The sequence below is a fragment of the Nocardia altamirensis NBRC 108246 genome (assembly GCF_001612685.1).
GTDB classification, from domain to species: Bacteria; Actinomycetota; Actinomycetes; order Mycobacteriales; family Mycobacteriaceae; genus Nocardia; species Nocardia altamirensis.
On record NZ_BDAY01000035.1, the window covers coordinates 58,331 to 82,088 of the forward strand.

The window sequence follows — 23,758 nt, forward strand, 5'->3', positions numbered from 1 at the left end:
GCCGCCCCGGGCGGCGTCCTCGACGCTGGCAACTGATCTGCGGGCGTCGCGTGTGCTGGCACCGCGATTTGTCCAAAAACGCAGCAGCGCAGTCGAATCGGTCGAGCTCGACGGTGAATGCGCCGAGTGGAGGCGCGTTCAGTCGTCAGTGTCGGCGGACAACATCGTTCGGATGGCGTCGGCCAAATACTCGAGAGTCGCTCGATCGGCGCGTTCGGAGGAACGCAGCGGTCGAGACATCGCTATGCCGCGGAGCGCGACGACGACGAGTTCCCTGGCTGCTGGATATCGCGAGTGCTCGACCAAGGTCGGACCGAAGAGGGTGTCGATGACGCGGTGCAGGTCGCGGCCTGCTCGACGTTCGGCGACCCGGAGTACGGCTGCGAGCTCGGGATCGGTGCGCGCGGCGGCCCATAGTTCGAACTCGGCCTGAGCAGGCGGGCGGGTCATGCTCTCGTACAGCGCGGTCAGGGCGCGGTGGATCGGGTCGGCGGTGTCGCCGATCCGCTCGGCGGTCGCTTGTGTCGTGGCCTCGTTCAGCTCGACGAGGTTGGCGACGAGTGCCTCGGTGAGCTCACGCATCGTCGGGAAGTGATGGAGCAGGGCGCCCCGGCTCAGGTCGGCCGCGCGCTGGACGGCCACCGTCGTCAGGGCCGAGTATCCACGCTCTACCAGCAGGTTCGTTGCCACGTCCAAGATGCGTGCGCGGGTCGCCTGTTTCTGTTCGGCGCGTGTGGTCACCGCGGGGGCTCTCCGTTTCGTCGGCTCGGCGTCGGATCGAGAATTTCACAGTCACTCTTGACTGTCAACGGGTGCTCGAGTCAAGCTCCATTCGATGCCTCGAGCGGCGAAGGACCTCGACGACCGGCCATGCTGCTCACTTGTTCGAAGGGAAAGCCATTGTCTGACAATCAATCTCATTCCGGCACTCGCCCGGCAGCCTGGTATGAGAACTGGACTGAGGCGCCCGATTCGCCGTGGCAGGACCGCCCTGAGCCCAACGGGGAGCGTCAATACTCGACACTGACCTACGAACGAGACGGCCGGATCGCCCGGATCACATTCAACAGGCCGGAGAAGGGCAACTCGATCACCCCGGCGACCCCGCTGGATCTCGCCCATGCCGTCGAGCGCGCAGATCTGGACCCGCGGGTGCATGTGATCCTGGTCAGCGGGCGAGGCAAAGGGTTCTGTGGCGGCTACGATCTGGACATGTTCGCCGAGCGCGCCTTCGCTACCGAGGGCAACCCCGACGAAGTCACCGGCACCGTGCTCGATCCGGTGGTCAACGCCGTGAACCACAATCCTTGGGGCACATGGGATCCGATGATCGACTACGCGATGATGAGCCGCTGCAACCGCGGGTTCGCCAGCTTGCTGCACGCCAACAAGCCCACCGTCGCGAAACTGCACGGGTTCGCGATCGCCGGCGGCACCGACATCGCGTTGTACGCCGACCAGATCATCTGCGCCGACGACACCAAGATCGGCTATCCACCCACCCGGACCTGGGGCATCCCCGCGGCCGGAATGTGGGCCCACCGCCTCGGTGATGCCCGCGCCAAACGACTGCTGTTCACCGGTGACAGCCTCAGCGGCAAACAAGCCGAGGAATGGGGTCTGGCGGTGGAGTCCTGCCCCGCCGAGGAACTCGACGCACGCACCGAAGACCTGGTGCACCGGATAGCCAGAATGCCGGTCAACCAGCTGATGATGGCCAAGCTGGCGCTCAACTCGGCACTGCTGGCGCAAGGAGTGGCCAACTCGGGCATGATCAGCACCGTCTTCGACGGCATCTCCCGCCACACCCGCGAGGGGTATGCCTTCCAATTACGTTCCGCCACTGTCGGTTTCCGTGAAGCCGTGCGCGAACGCGACGAACCCTACGGCGATTACAAGCGCGCGCAGTTCGAACGCTGAGCTCGGCCCTCCTTGGTGGAAGACCGCCCGACCTCCTGCAGGGGGTGTGCGAAGGACTTGCAGAACTCCAACTCTGCGTCGGCCGAACGCTTCTCGTGTCGCCATCAGTGCTGGATCAGCCCGCCGACCGGAGTCGAGTCGACGTGGCCGGTTGCCGGGAGGGTCTGTGCCAGAGCCAGGCCGGTATCGACGAGCGATGATCGGCGCAAAGAGGGCACCTCGGCGAGCGGAGTCCAGGTCGGTTCGACAGTGGCGCCGTTCATTTCGCCTCTGAGCCGACCACCGACGACGCGGACACGGTAGAAGGCTCCAACGTTCTGATGCTCGACGCCTGCCAAGGCAACAGCCGCGGGAATCACCCTCGAATCCACGCCGAGAAGCCGTTCGACGACCCCTTCGTAGCCGGTTTCCCTCGCGCAGCTCACGAGTCACCGCGTCGAAGGGATCTTCGGTGTGCTCGACCCCGCCACCCGGCAACGTCCAAGTCGTTTCGCCGGTTTCGGCCACATGCCGAGCAAGCAACACCCGGCCCAGTTCCAAGCAAACGCCGTACGCCGCGATCCTGAAACTCACCCACCGGACCCTATCTCTACGCGTGAATCACCAGGAGTCTGCCGGGCGTACGAGTTTTACGCCCGGCAGGAATCCCGATCATCGTTTCAGAGGCGCCGTCCCGCCCGCGCGAGGATGTCGGCCGCTGCCGGGTCGGCCTTGATCGCTTCGTCGAAGGTTTCCTTGGGCAGCACGGTGTTCCCGGCCACGGTCACTGTCTTGGGCGGGTCGTCGTAACCGGCGGGCAGGACGTCCCAGAAGTTGCCGATGAAGGCGACGTTCTCCAGCGGCGGACCGACCTGCAGCACGATCGGCGTGTCGGCCCGGCACACGATATTCCCGATGGCGGTGATCCACGCGGCGCCATAGTCGGCATAGAGCCCGAAGTTGTACGACGTCAGGACATCTCGGATCACGTTGCCCCTGACCACCGCCCCGCCGGCGAACGACGAGCCCTGCGGTGCGGACAGGTAGATCCCGCCGCCGTCCATCAACGCGCTCATGCTCCGTTCGACGAGGTTCCCGATCACCTGGGTGCCCTTGGCTCGCTCGCCGCCGGTGATCACGATGCCGTTGTGCGGCACATCGTGGATCTCGTTGTGCGCCACGGTGGTTTCTTCGGAGATGAAGACGAGGATGGCGGGCGAACCGCGGTACTCGGTGCCGATGTGGTGGACGAGGTTGTCCTCGACAGTGACGCGAGTGGAGCCATGGACGGCGATCCCGCTGCCCGAGATCTCATCGAAAACGTTCCCCCTGACCTCGACGGCGGTACTGCCGTCGATCGCCAGCCCGCCGGCGCCGAGGCGGGTGAAGTGGTTGCCCTCCAGCACTATCCGGCTGACCGAGTCGAGGAGGACGTTGGCGGGTAGCTGGGTCGGTGTCGCCGGAACGTGGGCATAGCCCATATCGGCACCCAGGTCGATCTTCTGGAATTCGCCGTGCTCGTGGCGGCTGTTGCCGTGGTAGTGCAGGTAACCACCGGTGCGGTTGGGGCTCGACCAGTTCGTCTCGGCGAAGGTGAGACCGCGCAGCACGATGTCGTGCACGTTCTTCGCGCTGACGAGCGTCTCGAGAACGGGCACGATCGCGGTGGTCTTGCCGATCTCCTCGCCGGGGCGCGGGCGGTAGTGCAGGACGTGTCCGCCCGGTTCGGAGCGGTCGACGGCGAAGGTGCCCGGCTCGCCGAGGAAGGCCACGTTGTTTTCGAGCACAGACGGTGCGGCGAGGCCGTCCCAGGTCCCGTCGGCATCCCCTGCGCCGTACCACTTCGAGTCGTAGAGGGACTTAGCGTTGTCGAAGGTGGGCTGGGCCATGGTGATGGTGGTCGAGGAGCTGTCTCCGGAGATCGCGGCGACCGCCAGGCGAGCTTCGGACCACGGATAGACGCCTGGGTAGACGAACTCCAGTCCTGGGGGATCCGGCCACGACTGCGGCTCCACGCTGTCCGTGACGTAACCAGTCGCCGTTTTCGTCACGGTTCCCGGAAGTCCGGTGGTGCGGGCCGCCCGGGCTGCGGGGCGGCCGTCGACGGCGAGCCGTCGTGGTTCCAGTTCGCCGATCGGGGCGGTCCACACGCCGCCCGCGGACCAGCCGGTGACCTCGCGGCCGCCGCTGAGCACGACCTTCTCCTGATCGGCCGTTCCGTAGCCGTTGGCCTGGTAGACCACCCGGAACCCGTTCGTTCCGGAGTCGGCATGCGTGTTGTCGAAAGTGAGCGGTTCTTCGAGGTGGTAGACACCGGCTCGGAAGGCGACGACGATATCGCCGGTCATCTCGGCGGTGCGCGCGCGGACGGCTTGCTGAGCCGCGTGCGGGGTGGCGAACGGCTGGTCGAGGGTGCCCGGCCAGTCGTCCTGGCCGTCGGGGGACACGTACAACCTGTTTTCGGGCATGGCGATGCTCCTACGAGGTGGTGTATGGGATATACTGATGTTTATCAGTTAAACACGATTGAGCGACAAGCGTCAAGGGAGTAGCGGGTGACTGAAGACGACGCGCAGGCGGATCCGGAACGGGCGATCGAGCTGCTGTGGGGCGCGCGCGAACCGGACCGGCCAGGGTTGAGCCTCGGCCGGATCGTCGCGGCGGCGATCGAGGTCGCGGACGCCGAGGGGCTCCGCGCACTGTCCATGCGCAAGGTCGCGGAACGGTTCGGCACCACGACGATGTCGCTCTACCGCTACGTTCCTGGCAGGGCGGAACTGGTGGAGCTCATGCGAGACGCCGTCTATGGAGAGGCGCCGCTGGAGCCCGCGGACGGACTGGACTGGCGCGCCGGCCTCGAACGTTGGGCGCGACGAGTGTGGGAGATCTACCAACGGCATCCGTGGCTGGTTGACAGCACGGGAAGCCGCCGCCTGCCGGGGCCGAACATCATGGCCGGGTACGACCACGCGCTCGACGTCGCTGCACGCGGCGGTTTGGCGCCGGCTCAGGTGTTCGCGGTCGTGAATCTCGTGGGTGGGTTCGTCGAGTCGGTCGCGCGGCAGGCGGGGGAGACCGCGGACGTTCAGCGGCGCACCGGGATCTCCCATGAGCGCTGGTGGAGCGAACGTGAGTCCCTGTTCGAGCGATTGGACGTCTATCCGGCCTTGGCGAGGCTATGGGAGAGCGGAGGGATGGATGAGCCGCTCGACCCGTTCGAGTTCGGGCTGCAGCGCACGCTCGACGGTGTCCAGGTGCTCGTCGAAAGCCGGGATCGTGATGTAATGCGTGACGAAATTGAGGGAGCGACGTGCGTGATGTGCGGGAAGTCGTTGGACGAGGGAGGACGGGGACGACCACGGGACTACTGCTCGAGGGCCTGTCAGCAACGTGCCTATCGCCAGCGTCGGTCGACTCCGTCGTGATTCGGAAGTCTGCCCGAGATGGTCTCCGACCCGTCGTTCCGCCGCCTGCCCGAGGCGCAGCTCGTCGGCGGGTTGCGTGTCCGCGGCGATCGCCGGAGAGTGCTGTTCCGTCAGGCCGCGCCGGCGCACGGCAACGGCCGAGCGGTTAATGAATCGACGTTCTACGCGCCGTCTGTGCAACGAATTGCTCTTTGATGTTTTCCTTACGCAACATACTGTCGTTACGGCACGTCAAATCACATCGCGAAGAACATCAAAGTGCTGCACCTTGGAGGACCACCGATGACGACGGCCATCCCCACCGGACGAGTCGCGCGCAACTACAACCCGCTGCCCATCATCGCTGAACATGCCAACGGCGTGTGGATCACCGACACGGACGGTCGCCGCCATCTCGACATGCTCAGCGCCTACTCCGCCATGAACTTCGGCCACGGCCACCCGGCGCTTGTCGCGGCGGCGCAGGACCAGCTGCAGCGCATGACGCTCGTCAGCCGGGCCTTCGACCACAACCTCCTCGAACTCTTCGCCGAGCGCCTCACCGAGCTGGTCGGGGCCGAGATGATGATTCCGATGAACACCGGTGCAGAGGCGGTCGAGACCGCGATCAAGGTCGCGCGCAAATGGGCGTACGAGGTCAAAGGTGTTCCGCGCGACCGTGCGGAAATCATTGTGGCGGCAGGCAACTTCCACGGCCGGACCACCACCATCGTCGGCTTCTCCGACGATCCGGGCGCGCACGACGGATTCGGGCCGTACGCACCGGGTTTCATCCTCGTCCCCTATGGTGACGCCGACGCCATCGAGCGTGCCCTGTCGGACAACACCGCGGCCGTTCTGCTGGAACCGATCCAGGGCGAAGCCGGAGTCATCATTCCGCCCGACGACTACCTGCCGCGGGTGCGCGCGCTGTGCACTGAGCGCAACACCCTGTTCGTCGCCGACGAGGTCCAGTCCGGCCTCGGTCGCACCGGAGCGACGCTCGCGGTCGACCGCGTCGGTGTCACCCCGGACCTCGTCGTCCTCGGTAAGGCCCTCGGTGGTGGCATCGTCCCGGTGTCCGCCGTGGTGGGCAGCCGCGAGGTGCTCGGCGTACTGCGACCCGGTCAACACGGTTCGACGTTCGGCGGCAACCCACTGGCCTGCGCGGTCGGCCTTGCCGTGGTCGACCTTCTCGCAGACGGCCATTTCCAACGACGAGCCGAACGGCTGGGAAGCGTACTGGCCGAACACCTTGCGCCGCTGCGCGGGCACGGCGTAGACCAGGTTCGCGTCGTCGGCCTGTGGGCAGGCGTCGACGTCGATCCCGCGCTGGCGACCGGCCGCGAGATCTGCGAACGCCTGGCCGAACGCGGCGTCCTTGCCAAGGACACACACGGCTCAACCATCCGCCTGTCGCCCCCCTTGGTCATCGAGGAGAGCGAATTGACTTGGGCAGTAGGCGAACTCGCCACGGTACTGACCGAGCTCCGCACCGGATAACAGGGCGGACAGATCTGCTGAGCCGGTATCACAGAGACCTTCGACCACATCGGTTCGGCTGAGTCTGCACACCAAGTATCAACATGCCGTTCAGTTCCGCCCGCTTGGCCACGAGCCCCGAAGTGCCTGGACCCATGAGTCGAGGTCAGTCTTGGTGAGTCCTCAGTTGTGCTGTGCGAGCTGTGGACTCGTCATTTCGTGTAGCGACCGGGGGCCGGACGTGACAGCGCTTCCACCTCGAGCATGAAGCGGGTCATGAGAGCCGCGCATTCTCTGGAGTGGGTTTCCAAGAGTTGGTGTCCGCTTTCGAAGACGTGGATTTCGAGTGAATCAAGCGTGCGACTGTATGCCATGATCTCGTCGAGCTGGAAGAAGGGATCGTGCCTGCCCCACAGCAGCAGACACGGCGGCTGGTGTTCGCGGTGGTAGGCGCGAATGGTTGGGAAGCGCGCGATATGCGACCCGTAGTCCGAGAAAATCTTGAACTGGATGTCGATGATCCCGGGCCGCGACAGGCGTGCCCAGTCCAGATGCCAGCCCTCGGGTGGATAGAGACACGCCTGGTGCTCCGGCTGATTTCCGATGTACTGGTAGCGAGTTGTCTCGAAATCCATCCACTGGGGGAGCTTGGCCCTGTTCGTTGCGGTGGGTTCGGCGAAGAACGCCTTCGGGCCGTCCCAGTCCGGCCCGAGCCCCTCGTCATGGGCATTGCCGTTCTGCACGATCAGGCCGCGGATCCGGTCCGGTCGGCGCGTGGCGAGGTGGTAGCCCACTGGCGTGCCGAAATCGGTGACGAATAGGAAGAACCTGTCGATGTCCAGCGCATCGAGGAACGCCTCGATCGTGTCGGCGATGTTCTCGAACGTGTAGTCGTAAGCATCGGCGGATGGTGCCGCGGAGAACCCGAAAGCGGGCAGATCCGGCGCAACGACATGGGCGGTTCGGGCCAGTGGTTCGATGATGTCGCGGAACGCGTACGACGAATTCGGGTAGCCGTGCAGCAGCAGGATCGCTGGCGTTTCCGGGTCTCCGGCGTGTCGGTAGAAGATGTCCAAGCCTTGGACATTGACCGTCTCGTGCCGGGTCTTGTGGCGATAGTCGTGCATCGGGTGATCACTCCTCGTGCTGAGCCGGCACCTCTCCCTACCGGATACCATGGTTATAGGGGTTACCGGTGGAGTAACCACTAAACATCCAAAATGGAGTTACAGGCCGTGGAGTACGCAGCGACGAGATGGGTGCCAGAGCACTTCATCGGCGGGCATCCTGCCCTCGACCTCGCGAACGCCGTATTCGACCGGCGGGCGCCAGGACCCGACAACGAGTTGCTCAAATCCGCCCGCGACATCGGGAACTGGTTCATGGCGTCGGAGCTGGCCGACCCTCGCGAGGCCGCGGCTGTCGCCGAGATAGCTGACGAACCATTCGTAGAACGGGTCCACGCGGTCAGGGAGGCATCGGCCAAGATCTTCGGAGCGATCGCCACGCGCAATGCGCCCCCGGCGGAGGCTTTGGGCTCCCTATTCGGTTCCGCCGCAAGCGGACTCGCTGACGGTGCAGCCCGACTGAACGACACGAGACCCGCCATGGCCCCCGCCCAGTGGCGAGACCCCGACGCCGTCACAGCCGTCCTTGCCATGCTCTCGATCGAAGCCTTCTACACCCTGCCACGCGAACGCCTACGTTCCTGCCCCCGCTGCCACTGGTTGTTCCTGGACACCTCCCGCGGCGGAAAACGCCGCTGGTGCAGCATGCGGGTCTGCGGAAACCGCGAGAAGGTCTCACGTCACCGAGAACTCGCCTAGATCGACAAGTTGTGCGACTTGCGATGTCACGCCGACGCACTCGAGCCCGGGGTGACTCCAAGCGAATCGAATCTGCAACACACGCTCGTCAGCATCCCGCTGACCGACGATGACTACCTCGCAATCGGATCTCTTGCCAAGTCCCGCCCGACGAGAGAATCGCTCTCCCGCGCTCGTGCTATCAGGCCAAACATGCTGTGGTGCAACACCAAACGCTCAGTACCGATGGAAATACGTTGAAGCAATGGTCTACGCTCGCGACGGCGCTGTGCGCTCTCCATCAGTTCTGCTGATCGAGGACGTCCGACGTACTGCACGGCTCGCGGCATCGGCACTTGCCGCGCCAACAGTTGGCCCGACCAGCTACGGTCAGGCTTGGCGTACCGATATCGACAACCTGAGTACTGAGTTCATCGAGGAGTAGCTCCCCATGACGATACGCAAGGCCGTAATCGCTGCTGCTGGACTGGGTACACGTATGTACCCGATCACGAAGACGATCGACAAGGCGATGTTGCCGCTGGGGCGCCGCCCCGCAATCGATTACACGATTCGTGAATGTGCACGCGCCGGCGTCGACCAGATTGCGATCGTGGTGCGGGAGGGGAGTACCCAGGTGCAGCACTACTATGGGTGCGACAGCGATCTTCGAGCGTTGCTGGCGACGCGTGGATGGGAACAAAAGGCCGCGGCCTTGGACGAGATCGCCAGTGTCCCTGAGCTCACCTTTATCGAGCAGTCGTTGGAACAAGGTTATGGCACAGCGATTCCGGTGCAGCTGGCCCGTGAGTTCGTTGGCGAGGACAGCTTCTTCTACATCTCGAGCGATGATCTGCTGTCTGACGAGCCCGGCAGTTCAACGCTCGCCTCACTCGCCCAAACAGCCGGCGATGGCTACGGGATCGTTGGCCAGCCGATGGTGGTCGAAGACCACAGCCGCTACGGTGTACTGAGCATCCAGGAGGTCGACTCCTCGCTGTACTTGCGCGGCATAGCGGAGAAGGAGGCGCCGTCCCCTGACAGTCGAGGGGCGCTCGTCAACATCAGTCGATACGTCTTCCCGCCCACGTTCTTCGATACGTTGGCGATGGTCGGCACCGACCCAGGATCCGGCGAAATCTATCTCACAGATGGCCTTTCCGCTGTGCTCAACGCCAGCCCGGACGCGGTACGAGTCCAACCGTCGCTAGGCATCTACTTCGACCTGGGAAGTGTCGATGGGCTCGTTTCCGCAATCAACCACTTCTCGTCGATCGAGGATCTGTCCGACGATTCCTCGATTCTCAGCGTCGTCTAAAAGACTGCTGCGCAATGAGTCTGGCCCCCATGCTGGCGGCCACACCACCGTGAGCAGTATCAACAGGACCCCAGGCTCCGCCTGGTGAGCAAGGGCCAATCTGGTATTGGCTACGCCCTGTGCGCATCCTGGTGGATGCTCGGTGATGTTGTGCTGCTGTGGGTTTGGGTGGACGATGCCGGTCGTGGGTTCGTAGGCTTCGGGGATGGTACGTAGGACTCCGCCGAGGCCGGTCGATGTGGAGGCGCTGTTTCCTGAACTTGTCGCGTTTCGGCGAGAGGCGGTGCGGCTGCATCCGCGACCGGGTCGACCTGGTCTGCGAGATAGTTCGTTGGGTGGGCCGTTGTTGTGGCCGCGGTGGGAGCCATGGCCTCGGTGCTTTGACTTGCATGAGGACCGGCCGGACAGGGAGAGCTATTCTTGGGGGAAGGTCATACCCGACGGTGCACCCTTCGTGCCGGTGCTGCAGTTGTTCGCTGACGATGTCCCGGAATTGCCGTTCCCTGCCGATGCGGATCTGCTGCAAGTGTTGTGGTGCCCCTACATTCACCTGCGGAGCTTTGCGCCGCGGCCGCAGTTGTACTGGCGCAACAGCTCTCGATGCGGCGATGACCATCCTCAGCCGCCGCGCCCGCGCGACGCGCAGCCCGAATTTCTGCCGAACCCTTGCGTGGTGCATCCAGAGCGGGTCGTCGACTATCCCAGAGGTGATATGCCTCGGGAACTTTCGGATTCCCTGGAAGATCGCTTCGAGCAGCTGCGGGAGACAACGGGTTGGGACTACGAGCAGGATCTGGCGGTGTCCAGTGGCGTGAAAGCCGGTGGCTACCCGACCTGGACCCAGGAACCGGACTGGCCGAACTGTTCCGGATGCGGAGCGCCGATGGAGCACCTGCTCACCATCAACAGCATGGAGTTCAACGGCAGCGGATGGCGCGTCTGGTTACCGTGGGAAGACCGCCCCGCCACTGATGGCGAGATGGACTTCAGGCACCCCGGTTTCGCAGGCAAGTGCAGCCCGCACGGCCTGAGTCTCGGCGACGGCGGCGGTATCTACATCTTCGACTGCCGCGCGTGCCCTTACTACCCGTACACCTACCGCTTCGACGGCTCGTAGCCAACACCCGAGCTTCGAGGGTCTGGGCGTTCGGAATCTGGTGGCGGTCGTTTTCTGACGTAGGGTCGGTGACGTCATGCTGATCTTCTTACTGGCACTTGCGGGGTTCGCAATCCTTGATTCCCTTCACGTCCTGAACGTAGGGATCACGGCTGCGGTGGTCGTCGACAGCCGACTGAGTCGGCGCTCGCCCATTCCTGGAGCGTTGAGCTTCATCGCGGGAATCTTTGTTGTCACAACCGCTTTCGGGATCTGCACTGTGCTCGGGTTGAGCTTCTTGACAGATCTTGTCGACTTCGACATCACGCCGACTGTTCGGTACTGGGCAGAGCTCGTGGTCGGTGCGGTTCTACTGGTTCTCGGCGGTATTCGGTTGCCGGGCAGTGCAGTCGGGGCGATACCGCCTTGGGCGGTTGAGGCACGTCGACGACCGTTGCTTCTAGGGTTGGTCGGTGCCGGCGTCGGCCTCGGACAGGCGCCGACCGCAGTGCCGTATCTTGCGGCGTTGGCGATGCTTTCGGTGCGAGAACCGCGACCGGCGCTGTGGCCGTTGATCGTCAGCGCGTACTGCCTGATCGCATTACTGCCGCCAATCCTGGTGCTGCTCACCTCGACACGGCGCTCTGCCCGTGCCCAGCGGTTCTACCGCGCCCTTGTTCGGATGCTGGGCCGTTTCGGTCCGATGTCGATTCGCGTCCTGTTCCTGATTTTCGGAGCCGTGCTCATTGCGGACGGACTCCGAAATTACTCGTCGCTGTAGTGACATTGGGGCCTCACCACGGGAGACCAGGCTAGGAGAGTGGATGGCACGGCGGGACCTCATCGGTGCGCCGGGCAGCACGCAGCTTTCTTCCCGCCGGTGGGAAGGACCGAACCGACGAGAGTGCCATGCTGCGTCGATGTCCGAGGAAATAGTCCCGTTTCGCATCGATATTCCGCAGGCGCAGCTCGACGATCTGCGTGAGCGACTGACGCGCACGCGCTGGCCGGAGCCGCTGCCGGGTGACGACTGGGACACCGGCGTGCCGACAGCCTGGTTGAAGGACCTGGCCGAGTACTGGCGCGACGGCTACGACTGGCGGGCGGCCGAGGAACGGATCAACCAGTTCCCGCAGTTCATGACCGAGATCGACGGCCAGAACATCTATTTTCTGCACGTCCGCTCCCCGGAGCCCGGCGCGTTCCCTCTGATCCTGACGCATGGCTGGCCCGGTTCGATTGTCGAGTTCCTCGATGTGATCGGCCCGCTGACCGATCCTGCCGCGCACGGCGGCGATCCTGCCGACGCGTTCGACGTCGTCATCCCGGCCCTGCCGGGCTTCGGATTCTCCGGGCCCACAAGCGATCCGGGCTGGGACGGACCGCGCATCGCCCGCGCGTGGGTCGAGTTGATGCGACGACTCGGCTACACCCGCTTCGGCGCGCAGGGCGGCGATATCGGCGCCACTGTGAGTCCCGCGGTTGGCAGGGCTGCACCCGATCAGGTCGCCGGTGTGCACGTCAACGGCGGTCCCGCGGTGCTGCCACCGCTGCCGCTGAGCCAAGAGGAACTCGCCGAACTCAGTGAACTCGAGCGGGACCGGGTTGCCCGCGTCGAAACGTTCATGCAGGTGGAACACGGCTACATCGTGATTCAGGCGACCCGCCCGCAGACGATCGCTTACGGGCTCAACGACTCTCCGGTCGGTCAACTCGCGTGGATCATGGACAAGTTCCGCGAATGGACCCACCCGCGCACGGCGCTGCCCGATGCCGTGCTGGATCGAGATGTGTTGCTCACCAACGCATCGATCTACTGGTTCACCGGCACCGCGGGCAGCGCTGCCTATGTCGGCTACGCCCAGGCGTCGGGCTGGGGTGCGAAACCGGCGGATTCCGGCGTGCCGACCGGTGCGATCGTGTTCGCCCACGATGTCGGGGTGCGACGCTACGCCGAACAGGAGAACACGATCACCCACTGGGTGGACGTCGCCGATCGTGGCGGTCATTTCGCCGCGTTGGAGGAGCCCGAGCTCTTGGTCGGAGATATCCGGGAGTTCTTCCGCAAGCTTCGCTAGCAGCCGGGTCGGCGGGCGATCATACCGGGGACAGATGGTCCGCCAACCACTCCAGCAGGTGCAGCGGTGACCTGTCCAACATCATTTCCAGGCCGTCGTTTTCGTCGCGCGTGACGGCGTGGATGTGCAGGTGGCCAGCGGTTTGTGTCGCGGGGTCGCCGCGTGAGGTGATGATGTCGACGTTGGGTGTGTCGCGGGTGAGTTCGACCATGTGCGCCATCATCGCGCCGGAGGTCGCCGGATCGACCGAGACGTCCTGCACATGGATGTCCTCGCCATCGGCGCCCCGCACATACCCGTTCGGGATGACCAGCCGGTGCCCGCCGGGACGCACCGGGTCCAGTGGCTCGAGCGCTATGCCGTCGGACCAATGTCGCAGCAACTTCGTCAGCGGTGTGCCTGCGATCACCTTGCAGAAGCCGCAAGGGAAGATCTTCAGCGGATGGAACGGTCGTCCCTCATGTTGCTTGGTCCACGGCAGTATCAGCCCGTCGCCGAACCTGCGTGGCACGACGCTGACCGGCCCGAAATCCGCACCGAGCCCGCGGCGGGTGGCGATCACGTTGCAGGATTCCATTCCTCCGGCGAGCTCCGCGGCATAGGTCATCCGCTGCTCCACCGACGCGCCCCGCGGCCCATCGGACACGACGATCAGATGACCTTCGGTCACACCATTTTTGGGCCGAACCGCGATCGCGCCCGGCCACCTCTGAACCACATCTTCGGGGCCCCATATCCAGGTGCGTTCGGCGATCCGAGAGAAGCGTGGGCCGGCCCCGGCACCGCCTGCGGTCAGCTGCTCCTTGAACGACAGGGCCGAGAGTTTGTCGCTATCCGTCATATGCGGCCCGACCTTGCGCACGTGGCTGCTCGCGTCGTTCACGGGCCGAACCAGTGCCCTGGCGAATGCTTCGATCTCTCTGCCGATCATGCCGACCATGTAGTTGCACACCTGACCGAGCTCACCGCTCACCCTGAAACACCCTCCGCACCACAGTTCGATCACCGTTACCGGCGCATCGGCAACGGCGTCGCTGCCACGGGCAGTACCGCACAGATACCTTCGACAGCCGAAATCAACTCTGCCACAGCGGTATCGCCATAGTTGGTGAATCCAGGCTCCGTGCAGGGTCATTCGCGGAGTACAACGAGAATGCTAGCGATGCGAGCCGTCAGCGTGGACGCGCGCTGCCGGGTCGCGATGGTCGGCCATCTGCTGTCGCCGGACGAATAGGGTTGTCACCATGACTGTCCTCGACTCCCCGATTCCGCGATTCCATTTGGCCATGCCGGTCGACGACCTGGACGCCGCACGTCATTTCTACGGCAAGGTGCTCGGCCTGCCTCAGGGGCGCAGCGCGGAGACCTGGGTGGATTGGAATCTGCACGGCCACCAGTTCGTCACCCATCTGGCGCCGGCCCGACCGCAGGGAATCCACAATCCGATCGACGGCCATGACGTCCCGGTCCCGCATTTCGGCCTGATCCTGACGATCCCGCACTTTCATGAGCTCGCCGAGCGGCTGCGGGCCGCGGGCACGGAGTTCGTGATCGAGCCGTATGTGCGGTTCGCGGGTCAGGCCGGCGAGCAGTGGACCATGTTCCTGCTCGATCCTGCGGGTAATGCGTTGGAGTTCAAGGCATTCACCGACGACTCCCAGGTATTCGCCGTCTGACGGCGATCACCACACCGAGTGTGCCGAGTAGTAGGGCACCTCACTCCGCCAGTTGCACGCCGAATCGGATTTCGGCCGCAGCTACATCCGCGAACAGCGGCAGCTCCATCGGACGCGCCGGTACTACGCGCAGCGGGCCGAGCACACCAGGTCGATGGATATTGTCCAGGGCAAGGTCGAAATACGGTCCGCGCGGTATCTCGGAAAGGAGTCGTGCCCGATGACAGAAACCCCGAACCACGAGGATTCCGCCCAGCCCAACCGGAGGGTCGCGATCGGTGCCGGTGTGGCCGCGCTCGGCGGCGCCGCCGTGGGTTCCGGTCTCGGCTTCGCCGCCGCCAGGGCACGGCAAACCAATGCCTCGGCGCTGCCCAATGCCGGGGAGCTGGACAACAACCTCGGCGCGGCGTCGCATCTGTTCCATCTCGATGCGGAGGAACCTCTGCGTTTCGACGGAGGCACGCTGCAGGGCGCGCACGAAGGCAACTTTCCGGTCTTGGCCGGTCAGCAGGGCTCGGTGTATCTGGTCCGGTTGGAGCCGGGTGGGATTCGTGAACCGCATTGGCACCCCACCGCTTGGGAGCTGAACTACGTCATCTCCGGCACCACGCGGTGGTCCATCCTCGGCACCCATCCCGACGGCACCTACCGCAGAGACGTTTTCGAAGCCAGCAAGGGCGATCTCGTCTTCGCGCCGCAGGGCTACTTCCACTACTTCGAAAACCACACCACCGACACCACATTGGAGGTGCTGGTCATTTTCAACACCAGTGCCCAGGAGCCCAACGACGATATCGGCATCGTCGGCACGCTCAACTCCATCCCGCGCGATGTCCTGGCTGTCTGCTTCGGTGTCCCCGAAACCGCGTTCGGCCAGGTCCCCACTGATATCAAGCCCGTAGTCATCACCAAACGTCCTCGCTGACCGCACCACGTCAGCCGACGTTCGGTGTCGCGCAGGCGACTTCGGCACACGCACCGGTCCGCGGACAACTACCCGCGGACTGGCGCTGTCGATTCCGCCACCTACTACCACGTGCTCAGGCCTGCCTGCTCCCGCTCTTTTGCGCCGAAACCTCCACGCCGCCGGGTAGCAGGGTCACGGGCTGCTCGGTAGCGGACAGTCGCTGCGAGTAACGGGCGAGAATGATCATGACCGCCGGAAAGAGCAAGTCGCACACCAGAACTCCGCCGGTGTTGCCGGGAGCATGGTCGCCGTTGGCGAACCACTGGTAGACGTGGCCGATCAGTGCGCCCCACAGGAACATGCCTGCGCCGAGGCCGATGGTGATGCGCTCGCGGGCAGAGGCCGAGACGGCGCGGAAGCCCATGACGGCGAGTCCGAGGTTGGCGAAAGCGATTTCGAACTGGAACGGGGTCGAGTTGAAGCCGATCGCGGTGGCCATCACGTCCGGGGCGGTGAGGAATGCGATGGTCATCCACAGGCTGCCGCACCCGAGTGCGGCGCCGGCCCACCACCGCTGCCAGGTTTCCAGCGCGGCTGCACGGGAGGGGCTGTGCCGGGTGCGGATCAGTGCGCCGACGACCGCAATCAGCGGCCAGATCAGCGGGAAAGCGGTTTGGGCAAGGTACGAGATCGAGTTCATGCCTCGAGTCTTGCATGGTTAATATTAACCATGCAAGACTAACGTTGTCGGATGAGACGAAGGACTCCCGAATCGCCTGGTGCGCTGCGAGTTCGGCTCACCCGCCTATCGAGCGGACCTTGGTGATCAGGCGCCCGCCGAAGGTTGCGCACAGCGGTGCCAGGAACCACAGAATCCAGACGTAGGACGTCAGCCAGGCGAATACCGCGGTAGCGGCGAAGACCGCGGCGACCGCAGAGGACGCGTCAGCACCCGAACGCAGGTCGGCGGGGGTCGTGGCTTCGGTGAGGACTGAGCCGCGGGCGGCCAGCCCCTTCACAACCGCCTCACTTGCGAAAAGCAAAGCGGCCGTTGTCGCGAACAGGCAGATGGCGAGCCGGTTGTCCGGGGCATGGCCGAATACCGCTGTCGCATAAGGCAGTAGCTTGCGGTCTCATAAAGCCTCCGTCGGTGGGGCGCTTGCCGTTCGGCACCGTTCTATCACTCTGGCCCCAAGCTTTCAGGCCCTGCACGTGGCCTTCAATGAGACTGAGTTGGGCTGGAACAACACCTTCCCCGAGTGCTCCGTTGCCGTCCTGCCGGTTGGCCGGTAGAGCTCAGATTGCCCGCCGCCACTGTCCATCGATGCGCCGCCACTCCACCGGATCGTCGACCAAGACGAAACGATCGCGGCGCAACCAGTAGGTCAGGTCCGGGTCCCATCCCGCCAGCACTGTCGCGCCTCCGGCGACGTCGATCGCGCGACCCGGGGTTGTCAGATATCCGACCGCACTCAGATGAACCGCGTCGTATTCCGCGCCAACTGCTGCCCAGTCGGGAATGAACCACTCCCCATTCCGGCCAACCGCCCGATACCAGTCGTGCCGCCGTGAAGCCGTCACCCGCAACGGATAAGCGTCGACCAGTGCCCTCCATGCAGTGGGACCATCGATCTCGAGAACCCGAACGGGCTCATTCAAAGCCACTGGCCATACTCGTGCGCGCTCCCAGCCCATCGAATCCTCCATCGCCGCCAACCGCAGCGCGCCCAGCCAGGGGAGTGCTCGCGAAGTGGCTGGGCACTCTAGGCTCGGCGTGGACCACCACTCACCGCTCCAGTTGTCGTTCGGATCAACCCCCAGCTCCCGCCGCGCCCGTTCCTCAGCAGCGACAACCTGATTCCGCCACTGCCGCATGTCCGCGTCGCCCGTTGCCGACGGCTGCTCTGGATACCAACCGCCGTCGTGCCACCACTGGACCCACCGCTGACCCGCCCGATCAACCGGGCTGTTCAGTAGCTCGAACGGTGGTGATCGGACCAACGCGTCGGCAACGGAGCGCAGAGCTGTCACCACAGACGGCTGCGCATACACCCGATCAAACTCGTCGGGCTCCTGCCAATACCTCGCAAAGTCGGTCGCCTCTGCGACCGCCCCCACCACGATTTCCTCTGACAACCTCTCGATCGCGTCCGCCCCGAACGCCTGGATGGCAGCAGCCACCCCTGCCGCAGGGTCGCCGCTACTCCCGTCTCGCCCCGCTATCCTCCCCGCCGCTTCCCAAACCCTGCCCAGAAACCCGCCATCGCATTCCGCCACCAATTCGGCGCACACACGGCGTCCGCGGGGGCAGCTGATGATCAGCTCAGCAGTGTCCACGAGATCAACATAGGCCACACCCGTCCTCTATCCCCTTGTCAGCGGCCACCGACAATGCGCCGAACCCCTGATCGATCCACCACGCGAGTTCACGGTCCACCGCCGCGACCAGCTGGCCTGATCGCCCGGAATCCGGTGTGACGCAGTGACTTCACTGCGCACCGCCCATGGTCGGCCTAGGCTGCGTGGATGGTGCCCGTTTCCAATCTTGTGGCCTGCATCGTGGCCGCGTTCGTCATCATCGTGATTCCCGGTCCGAATGTGTTGTTCGCGATCGGAAGAGCGCTGGCACACGGTCGCCGACAGGCATTGCTGTCGGTGCTCGGTGCCACACTGGGGTCGACTGTGCCGTTGGTGGCCGTTGTGCTCGGGCTCGGCGCGGTCCTCGCCGCGTCAGCCCTCTTGTTCACCGCAGTCAAGATCGCCGGTGCCGCCTATCTGATGTATCTGGGCGTCATGGCGATTCGCCACCGCAAACAATTGGTCGGTGCACTCGAGTCCGCGCCCGGCGAATCAGATACCGGCCGCATGGTGCGGCAGGGTTTCGTGGTCGGCGCCACCAATCCGAAGACGATCGTGTTCTTCGGCGCAGTCCTTCCGCAGTTCGCGACGCCGGAAACCGGTGCACTACCAGTGCAATTGCTGTTGCTCGGCGCGATCTGCCTGACCATTCAGGTCATTTCCGACACCAGCTGGGCTTTGCTCGCGGGCACCGCCCGCTCCTGGTTCGCCCGCTCACCGCGCCGCCTCGAGGCCGTCGGCAGCGCCGGTGGAGTGATGATCATCGGTGTCGGCGCGAGCGTCGCGTTGAGCGGAAATGCTTGACCGGTCGCCGCCTGAACCGCCGAGTCCGCAGTAGCCCTCGCCCCACACCTCTGTCGATCTCATGAGGTGAGTTGCAGCACAGCGATGTGAGATTCGGTGAAGCAGCGTCTCTGCCGCACCGCCGTTCGGTCGCGCTTGGGCTGCTACTGCGTTACATTTCCGTGGATCTGCATCGCTTTCGTTGTTGCGTGGTGTGTTGGGGCAGGAGTGGGAGTCGAGGGTGGTTTTGCAGGCGAGGGCGGTTTTCGCCGGATACACCATCGAACGTCTCCTCGGTACCGGGGGAATGGGTGCGGTCTACCTCGCGGGGCATCCGCGGCTGAAACGCCTGGTGGCGCTGAAGGTTCTCTACGACGCCTTCGCAGCCGACGCCAAGGCGCACGCGGCATTCGACCGCGAGGCAGATCTTGCGGCGCAGCTGGATCACCCGAATATCGTTCCCGTCTACGATCGCAGCGGATCCGACGACCCAGTGTTGTGGTTGTCGATGCGCTATATCACCGGCGGTGATGCGAACGCGCTGCTTGCCGCGGCACCCGACGGGCTGGCGGCCGATCGGGCGGTGCGGTTGATCGCCGATGCCGCACGCGCCCTGGATTTCGCCCACGCCAAGGGCGTGCTGCACCGCGACGTCAAACCCGCCAACCTCCTGATCGAACGCGAACCCGGTGACGGGGAACGCGTTCTGCTCGCCGACTTCGGCATCGCCCGCACCCTCGACGACACGGCCACCCTGTCCAGTGTTGCCGCCACCCTCGCCTACGCCGCCCCCGAACGCTTCAGCAACCAGCCCGCCGATCACCGCGCCGATATCTATTCTCTCGGCTGCACCCTGTACCAACTGTTGACCGGACAGCCCCCCTTTCCGCGCGCTAACCAGGCCGCGGTCATGGCTGCCCACATCACCGAACGCCCGCCGGTGCCAAGCAATTTGCGGCCCCACTTGCCTACCGCGCTGGACGCGGTGATCGCGACTGCAATGGCCAAAGAACCCGACGACCGGTACACCACCTGTGCCGATCTGGCCGATGCCGCAGTCTGCGCCCTCACCTCCACCATGCCGCGCGGGGCTGGTCGTCATCGGCTGGGAGCAGAACACGCCACACCACTGACCGACGCAAAGGTGTATCCGCACGCAACGACTCACTCCGGTGCAGACACAGCCGCGTCGACACCTGTTCCGACACTGCCGGATTCGTCGAGCCGGTTCAGCCGACGTCGGCTGCTGATCGGTGGGATCGTCGCTGTCCCCGTTGCCGCCGGGGTGGCTGCCGGAGTCGTCGCCCATCGCACTACGGTGACCTTGGATGGCGTCCTTGCCGGCCACACCGGCCCCGTCTACTCCGTGGCGTTCAGTCCGGACGGCACGCTGTTGGCCTCCGGGAGCCTCGACCGTACGGTGCGGTTGTGGAACTGGCGCACTCGCCAACCCGACGGACAACCCTTTACCGATAATGCCGAGGCAGGACGATCGGTCGCGTTCAGTTCGGACGGATCCCTGCTGGCTGCCGGTGTCGGTAGCCAGCACAGCCCCAGCGTCGAGCACGTCAATGCGCTGTTATGGAACGTGCGCACGCGCCAACTCGACAGACTGCGCATGTTCGATGGACGATCGGTAGCTGTCAGCTCGGTGGCATTCAGTCCGACGGACGCGTTGATGGTCGCAGGCGGTCTGTTCGGCAGCGTGGGGCTCTGGAATACGGACACCCGCCAACCCGACGTACAACTGACTGATCCCGATTCCCCCGATGTCCAGTCGGTGGCATTCAGTCCGGACGGGACCCTGCTGGCCGCTGCTCATCTCGACGGAGCGGTGCGATTGTGGAACGTGCCCACCCGCCAACTCGACCCGCGGCCCCTCACCGGCCACACCGGACCCGTCTACTCGGTGGCGTTCAGTCCGGACGGCACACTGTTGGCCTCCGGTGGCCACGATTCCACGGTGCAGTTGTGGAACGTACGGACCCGTAAAACAGACCGACCGGCCTTCTCTGTCGATGGCAAGGTGTCGTCGATTGCCTTCAGCCCCGACGGAACCCTGTTGGCTGCGGCTTCGGGCAACACCGTGTCGCTGCGGAACATGCACAGGTCATGGTGGAACGTGGACATCCGTCAACCCAGCGGCCAACCCCTCACCGGCCACATGGACGAGGTGTCGTCGGTAGCATTCAGCCCCGACAGCACCGTGCTTGCCACCGGTAGCAAGGACACCACGGTGCGTCTTTGGAAACTCGGCGAGACATGGTAGTCGGCAGCCGGATCCGTTGGGCGACAGTCGATCTCGGGTCGATGCGCAGATCGGTAGCGCTGCCCGTCGGCTAGTCGTCGGGGGAGGCGCGGCGATTGCGTTTGGTGAGGCCGCGCCGCTTCTTCGCGGCGATGCGACGTTCCTTTGCCCCGCGCGAGGGCTTGGTGGCGCGGCGAACGGCCGGCGGGGCGGCAGCGGCGTCACGCAGTAACGAGGCCAGGCGTTCGCGGGCGATCGCGCGGTTCTGCAGTTGTGCGCGTTGCTCCGATGCGGCGATCGTGAGTACCCCGTTGACCAGGCGGGTGGCCAGGCGGTCGAGCATCCTGGTGCGCAGCCACTCCGGCACGGAGGGCGAGTTGGCGAGGTCGAACGACAGCTCTACCCGGCTGTCGGTGGTGTTGACGTGCTGTCCTCCAGGACCGGAAGATCGTGAGAACCGCTCGTGTAACTCGGACGCGGGTATCGCCAGCACCTGAGTCACTGTCAGGTCCGCTGCCATGATCCGACGCCGCTCTTTCCGATCCACAAGTCGACCAGGCCATGTTGGTCTAGTTGCGACTGAATGGTGACCTCGCCGTTCACGATAGCGACGACCTTCTCGACGTGTAACAAGCGGGCCGTCCGTGCATGAGCGCTTGGAGGCCGGCCGATCGCTGCTGAGGTGCCCGGAGTGAACAGATGCTCATCGCACTAGCTGGTTGCGGTGACGGAGCTTCTCGGGTGGGTGCCGAAGACGAAGGTCAGTTCGGTGCGGCGGGCGATCTCCAGTTTGCGGTAGACGCGGGTGAGGTGTTGTTCGACGGTGCTGGTGGTGATGTCGAGGGCGGCGGCGATGTCGCGGTTGCGTTTGCCGTTGGCGGCGAGTTCGGCGACTCGGCGTTCGGCGGGGCTGAGGGTGCCGAGGCCGTTGGTGTGGGTGCGTAGTCGTGGGATGGGTTGTCGGAGGTGGTGCGGGCGGTGGCCGAGTAGCTCGTGGAGCAGGGTGTCGGCGCCGCAGGAATCGGCGAGGCGGGTGGCCTCGCGGATCAGCATGCGTGATTTGTCGTGGTCGCCGACGGCGCGGTGTGCGGCGCCGAGTTCGCCTAGGACCGTGGCTAATTCGAGGTCGCAGCCGCCGGAGCGGGCGATTGCCGCGGCGTCGCGGAGCAGGCGAACGCGTTGGTACCGGTCGGCGGTCGCGGCGAGCAAGCGCAGCGATACGCCGCCGGTGCGATGCTGGCTCGCGGCGCCGAGCAGATCGAGATGACGGGTCGCGACGGAGCGGGCATGCCGGGGGTCGCCCAGCGCGAGGTGGGCGGCGGCGATGTCGTTGCGCCACGGCACCAGCCAGGCAAAGTCCATGTGCCAGCGCCGCATCAGGTATCCGCAGCGGCGGAAGGTGCGCAGCGCCTCGTCGGCACGGCCGATGGCAAGGTGGTGGTGGCCTTGTGCGTGCAGGTAGGCCAGGCCGAACCGGGATTCGAACATGGCTCGGGGCACGGGTCTTTGGAGTTGTGCCGCAGCCTCGGCATGCCTGCCTGCCAGGGTGAGTGCGCGCACGAGCGCCGCGATCGGGGTCCCGATCCAGACGCCGAGATGTTCGGCGGGAACATGATTCAGCGCGAGCACCGCGTCGTCGGCCGCGGCCCGCACATTGCCTTTGCGCAGCATGGTTTCCGCGCGTAGGCCGGCGAAGATCGACTGCCAGGTCGGAGCCTGACGTGCCTCGGCCTCGGCCAGCAGCGAGTCGCACCAGGCTGCCGCGGTATCCAACCGGTCAGTGTAGATCAGGCAATGAACGGCTGCCGCAAGGGTTTCCACGGTGCTCGAGGCGAGCCGATGGCCGGTGAGCAAACGCTGGGCGAGGGTGACGGTTTCGTCGAGCGGCCGCCCGGTGAACAGGCCGGTCAGCAGTTGCGCGCCGAGTACGTGCGGTGACGGTTGCGCCGCGATCGCCGGCCGCCGCCGCGCCTGCGCCGCCAGCAGCCGCTGATGTCGCTGTGCATGCGGCGGATGCGAGGATCGCAGCCACGCACACAGGAAGTCGACCTTGGGCGTCGCCTCGTCGAGCCGATCACAATCCAGTTGGCCGAGAGCCTGATCCGCATGCTGCACCTGGCCGTGCCAGAGCAGGAACATGACGGCGGAGGGTAGTCGCGCGGTAGGCACCCGGCCCGCGCGAACGGCCGCGCGCACCCGGGTGTAGTTCCGAGTTCGATTCGACGGACTGATCCGCCATTCGGCGCGCACCAGGCGGATGGCGATCGCGGCACGGTCGGCGGGGTCACGCGTCGCCCGGTAGGCCAGCTCCAATAGATCCACCGCGCGGTCGATCTGGTCGTTGGCCAACGCCTCCGCCGCAGCGGTGAGCAGCACCTCGGCCGCCCACGGGTAATCAGCGGCACCGGCCGTGACCAGCTGCTCGGCTATGTTTGCTGCTGGAAACCCTTTGTCGTGCAACAGCTTCGCGGCACGACAGTGCAGTTCCCGGCGGACCGGCGCCGGGGTGTCACGCAGGATTCGATCAGCGATGTCGAGATCGAACAGCGCCCGCGTGGACGATCCGACAGCCAGGCGCCGCACGGCCGTTCGCACCGCTGTCTCGTCGGCGGCGAGCAGTTCGGCGACCAAGCCGACCGTGCTTGCGTTGCCAAGCACGGCCATGGCCTGGCCGACCTCTGATTGCGAGATCTGCTGGTGCATA

At 65.1% G+C, this 23,758-nt stretch carries 23 protein-coding genes and 1 pseudogene; 13 read left to right on the top strand and 11 right to left on the bottom strand.

Annotated elements, in window-relative coordinates; genetic code table 11:
* Positions 1 to 138: 138 nt before the first annotated feature.
* Positions 139 to 741 (bottom strand): TetR/AcrR family transcriptional regulator, encoded by a 603-nt coding sequence (locus NA11_RS19440; RefSeq protein WP_069163357.1) that lies wholly within the window; start codon positions 739 to 741, stop codon positions 139 to 141.
* A 129-nt stretch (positions 742 to 870) separates the two neighbouring features.
* Between NA11_RS19440 and NA11_RS19445 the strand changes: the two genes are divergently transcribed.
* On the top strand, positions 871 to 1,920 hold the full coding sequence (locus NA11_RS19445) for a crotonase/enoyl-CoA hydratase family protein (RefSeq protein WP_084654785.1): 1,050 nt from the start codon (positions 871 to 873) through the stop codon (positions 1,918 to 1,920).
* Positions 1,921 to 2,024: 104 nt separating this feature from the next.
* Here NA11_RS19445 and NA11_RS46675 read toward each other — a convergent pair whose 3' ends face one another.
* The 3 genes and pseudogenes from NA11_RS46675 to NA11_RS19455 all read right to left on the bottom strand — a co-directional run bounded on the left by NA11_RS46675 (position 2,025) and on the right by NA11_RS19455 (position 4,367).
* A complete protein-coding gene (locus NA11_RS46675; protein ID WP_245745977.1) occupies positions 2,025 to 2,345 on the bottom strand; it encodes an NUDIX hydrolase in 321 nt (106 codons plus the stop codon).
* Positions 2,346 to 2,391: 46 nt separating this feature from the next.
* A pseudogene (locus NA11_RS47200) lies at positions 2,392 to 2,493 on the bottom strand (NUDIX hydrolase); the annotation flags it as partial.
* 86 nt (positions 2,494 to 2,579) lie between these two features.
* Positions 2,580 to 4,367: a right-handed parallel beta-helix repeat-containing protein gene (locus NA11_RS19455; protein WP_069163358.1), complete on the bottom strand. Its 1,788-nt coding sequence runs from the start codon at positions 4,365 to 4,367 to the stop codon at positions 2,580 to 2,582.
* An 87-nt stretch (positions 4,368 to 4,454) separates the two neighbouring features.
* Here NA11_RS19455 and NA11_RS19460 point away from each other — a divergent pair, with 87 nt between their 5' ends.
* The 3 genes from NA11_RS19460 to rocD all read left to right on the top strand — a co-directional run bounded on the left by NA11_RS19460 (position 4,455) and on the right by rocD (position 6,806).
* Positions 4,455 to 5,324, top strand: a complete 870-nt coding sequence (locus tag NA11_RS19460; RefSeq protein ID WP_069163359.1) for a TetR/AcrR family transcriptional regulator — start codon at positions 4,455 to 4,457, stop codon at positions 5,322 to 5,324.
* An 18-nt stretch (positions 5,325 to 5,342) separates the two neighbouring features.
* Positions 5,343 to 5,519, top strand: a complete 177-nt coding sequence (locus tag NA11_RS45695) for a hypothetical protein (protein WP_167837679.1) — start codon at positions 5,343 to 5,345, stop codon at positions 5,517 to 5,519.
* A gap of 87 nt (positions 5,520 to 5,606) precedes the next feature.
* A complete protein-coding gene (gene rocD, locus NA11_RS19465) occupies positions 5,607 to 6,806 on the top strand; it encodes an ornithine--oxo-acid transaminase (RefSeq protein ID WP_069163360.1) in 1,200 nt (399 codons plus the stop codon).
* A 191-nt stretch (positions 6,807 to 6,997) separates the two neighbouring features.
* Here the strand turns inward: rocD and NA11_RS19470 are convergent, their stop codons facing one another.
* The gene (locus tag NA11_RS19470) at positions 6,998 to 7,912 is read right to left on the bottom strand and encodes an alpha/beta fold hydrolase (protein ID WP_069163361.1); all 915 of its coding nucleotides are present in this window, start codon (positions 7,910 to 7,912) and stop codon (positions 6,998 to 7,000) included.
* A gap of 132 nt (positions 7,913 to 8,044) precedes the next feature.
* Here NA11_RS19470 and NA11_RS19475 point away from each other — a divergent pair, with 132 nt between their 5' ends.
* From NA11_RS19475 to NA11_RS19495, 5 genes are all read left to right on the top strand, one after another.
* The gene (locus NA11_RS19475) at positions 8,045 to 8,611 is read left to right on the top strand and encodes a CGNR zinc finger domain-containing protein (RefSeq protein ID WP_245745979.1); all 567 of its coding nucleotides are present in this window, start codon (positions 8,045 to 8,047) and stop codon (positions 8,609 to 8,611) included.
* A gap of 430 nt (positions 8,612 to 9,041) precedes the next feature.
* Positions 9,042 to 9,908, top strand: coding sequence for a sugar phosphate nucleotidyltransferase (locus NA11_RS19480; protein ID WP_084654786.1), 867 nt, complete (start codon positions 9,042 to 9,044; stop codon positions 9,906 to 9,908).
* Between the two features lie 454 nt (positions 9,909 to 10,362).
* Positions 10,363 to 11,025, top strand: a complete 663-nt coding sequence (locus NA11_RS19485; RefSeq protein WP_069163364.1) for a hypothetical protein — start codon at positions 10,363 to 10,365, stop codon at positions 11,023 to 11,025.
* Positions 11,026 to 11,101: 76 nt separating this feature from the next.
* Positions 11,102 to 11,785, top strand: coding sequence for a GAP family protein (locus NA11_RS19490; RefSeq protein WP_069163365.1), 684 nt, complete (start codon positions 11,102 to 11,104; stop codon positions 11,783 to 11,785).
* Positions 11,786 to 11,924: 139 nt separating this feature from the next.
* Positions 11,925 to 13,082, top strand: a complete 1,158-nt coding sequence (locus NA11_RS19495) for an epoxide hydrolase family protein (protein WP_069163366.1) — start codon at positions 11,925 to 11,927, stop codon at positions 13,080 to 13,082.
* Between the two features lie 19 nt (positions 13,083 to 13,101).
* Here the strand turns inward: NA11_RS19495 and NA11_RS43980 are convergent, their stop codons facing one another.
* Positions 13,102 to 14,055 carry an HIT family protein gene (locus NA11_RS43980; protein ID WP_084654789.1) on the bottom strand — a complete coding sequence of 318 codons (954 nt, stop codon included), beginning with the start codon at positions 14,053 to 14,055 and terminating at the stop codon, positions 13,102 to 13,104.
* A 271-nt stretch (positions 14,056 to 14,326) separates the two neighbouring features.
* Between NA11_RS43980 and NA11_RS19505 the strand changes: the two genes are divergently transcribed.
* A complete protein-coding gene (locus NA11_RS19505; protein WP_069163367.1) occupies positions 14,327 to 14,758 on the top strand; it encodes a VOC family protein in 432 nt (143 codons plus the stop codon).
* 220 nt (positions 14,759 to 14,978) lie between these two features.
* Positions 14,979 to 15,683, top strand: coding sequence for a cupin domain-containing protein (locus NA11_RS19510; protein ID WP_069163408.1), 705 nt, complete (start codon positions 14,979 to 14,981; stop codon positions 15,681 to 15,683).
* A 115-nt stretch (positions 15,684 to 15,798) separates the two neighbouring features.
* Here NA11_RS19510 and NA11_RS19515 read toward each other — a convergent pair whose 3' ends face one another.
* From NA11_RS19515 to NA11_RS19525, 3 genes are all read right to left on the bottom strand, one after another.
* Positions 15,799 to 16,365 (bottom strand): DUF6790 family protein, encoded by a 567-nt coding sequence (locus NA11_RS19515; protein ID WP_069163368.1) that lies wholly within the window; start codon positions 16,363 to 16,365, stop codon positions 15,799 to 15,801.
* Between the two features lie 97 nt (positions 16,366 to 16,462).
* Positions 16,463 to 16,684, bottom strand: a complete 222-nt coding sequence (locus NA11_RS19520; RefSeq protein WP_069163369.1) for a hypothetical protein — start codon at positions 16,682 to 16,684, stop codon at positions 16,463 to 16,465.
* A gap of 277 nt (positions 16,685 to 16,961) precedes the next feature.
* A complete protein-coding gene (locus NA11_RS19525; RefSeq protein ID WP_069163409.1) occupies positions 16,962 to 18,002 on the bottom strand; it encodes a hypothetical protein in 1,041 nt (346 codons plus the stop codon).
* Between the two features lie 189 nt (positions 18,003 to 18,191).
* On the opposite strand from NA11_RS19525, the gene NA11_RS19530 reads away from it, so the two are divergent.
* Entirely contained in the window at positions 18,192 to 18,827 is a 636-nt protein-coding gene (locus tag NA11_RS19530; RefSeq protein WP_069163370.1) for a LysE family translocator, read from the top strand.
* Positions 18,828 to 19,047: 220 nt separating this feature from the next.
* A complete protein-coding gene (locus NA11_RS19535) occupies positions 19,048 to 21,075 on the top strand; it encodes a WD40 repeat domain-containing serine/threonine protein kinase (protein ID WP_141717707.1) in 2,028 nt (675 codons plus the stop codon).
* 70 nt (positions 21,076 to 21,145) lie between these two features.
* Here the strand turns inward: NA11_RS19535 and arfB are convergent, their stop codons facing one another.
* Positions 21,146 to 21,574 carry an alternative ribosome rescue aminoacyl-tRNA hydrolase ArfB gene (gene arfB / locus NA11_RS19540; RefSeq protein WP_069163372.1) on the bottom strand — a complete coding sequence of 143 codons (429 nt, stop codon included), beginning with the start codon at positions 21,572 to 21,574 and terminating at the stop codon, positions 21,146 to 21,148.
* A 191-nt stretch (positions 21,575 to 21,765) separates the two neighbouring features.
* Positions 21,766 to 23,757, bottom strand: a complete 1,992-nt coding sequence (locus NA11_RS19545) for a LuxR family transcriptional regulator (protein ID WP_069163373.1) — start codon at positions 23,755 to 23,757, stop codon at positions 21,766 to 21,768.
* Between the last annotated feature and the right edge of the window lies 1 nt (position 23,758).

Excerpts from the sequence above, each read along its gene's own strand:
- NA11_RS19445 (WP_084654785.1), top strand. The coding sequence starts at position 871 with ATGCTGCTCACTTGTTCGAAGGGAAAGCCATTGTCTGACAATCAATCT.
- NA11_RS19455 (WP_069163358.1), bottom strand. The coding sequence starts at position 4,367 with ATGCCCGAAAACAGGTTGTACGTGTCCCCCGACGGCCAGGACGACTGG.
- NA11_RS45695 (WP_167837679.1), top strand. The coding sequence starts at position 5,343 with ATGGTCTCCGACCCGTCGTTCCGCCGCCTGCCCGAGGCGCAGCTCGTC.
- rocD (WP_069163360.1), top strand. The coding sequence starts at position 5,607 with ATGACGACGGCCATCCCCACCGGACGAGTCGCGCGCAACTACAACCCG.
- NA11_RS19470 (WP_069163361.1), bottom strand. The coding sequence starts at position 7,912 with ATGCACGACTATCGCCACAAGACCCGGCACGAGACGGTCAATGTCCAA.
- NA11_RS19480 (WP_084654786.1), top strand. The coding sequence starts at position 9,042 with ATGACGATACGCAAGGCCGTAATCGCTGCTGCTGGACTGGGTACACGT.
- NA11_RS19490 (WP_069163365.1), top strand. The coding sequence starts at position 11,102 with ATGCTGATCTTCTTACTGGCACTTGCGGGGTTCGCAATCCTTGATTCC.
- NA11_RS19495 (WP_069163366.1), top strand. The coding sequence starts at position 11,925 with ATGTCCGAGGAAATAGTCCCGTTTCGCATCGATATTCCGCAGGCGCAG.
- NA11_RS19505 (WP_069163367.1), top strand. The coding sequence starts at position 14,327 with ATGACTGTCCTCGACTCCCCGATTCCGCGATTCCATTTGGCCATGCCG.
- NA11_RS19510 (WP_069163408.1), top strand. The coding sequence starts at position 14,979 with ATGACAGAAACCCCGAACCACGAGGATTCCGCCCAGCCCAACCGGAGG.
- NA11_RS19515 (WP_069163368.1), bottom strand. The coding sequence starts at position 16,365 with ATGAACTCGATCTCGTACCTTGCCCAAACCGCTTTCCCGCTGATCTGG.
- NA11_RS19530 (WP_069163370.1), top strand. The coding sequence starts at position 18,192 with ATGGTGCCCGTTTCCAATCTTGTGGCCTGCATCGTGGCCGCGTTCGTC.
- arfB (WP_069163372.1), bottom strand. The coding sequence starts at position 21,574 with ATGGCAGCGGACCTGACAGTGACTCAGGTGCTGGCGATACCCGCGTCC.
- NA11_RS19545 (WP_069163373.1), bottom strand. The coding sequence starts at position 23,757 with ATGCACCAGCAGATCTCGCAATCAGAGGTCGGCCAGGCCATGGCCGTG.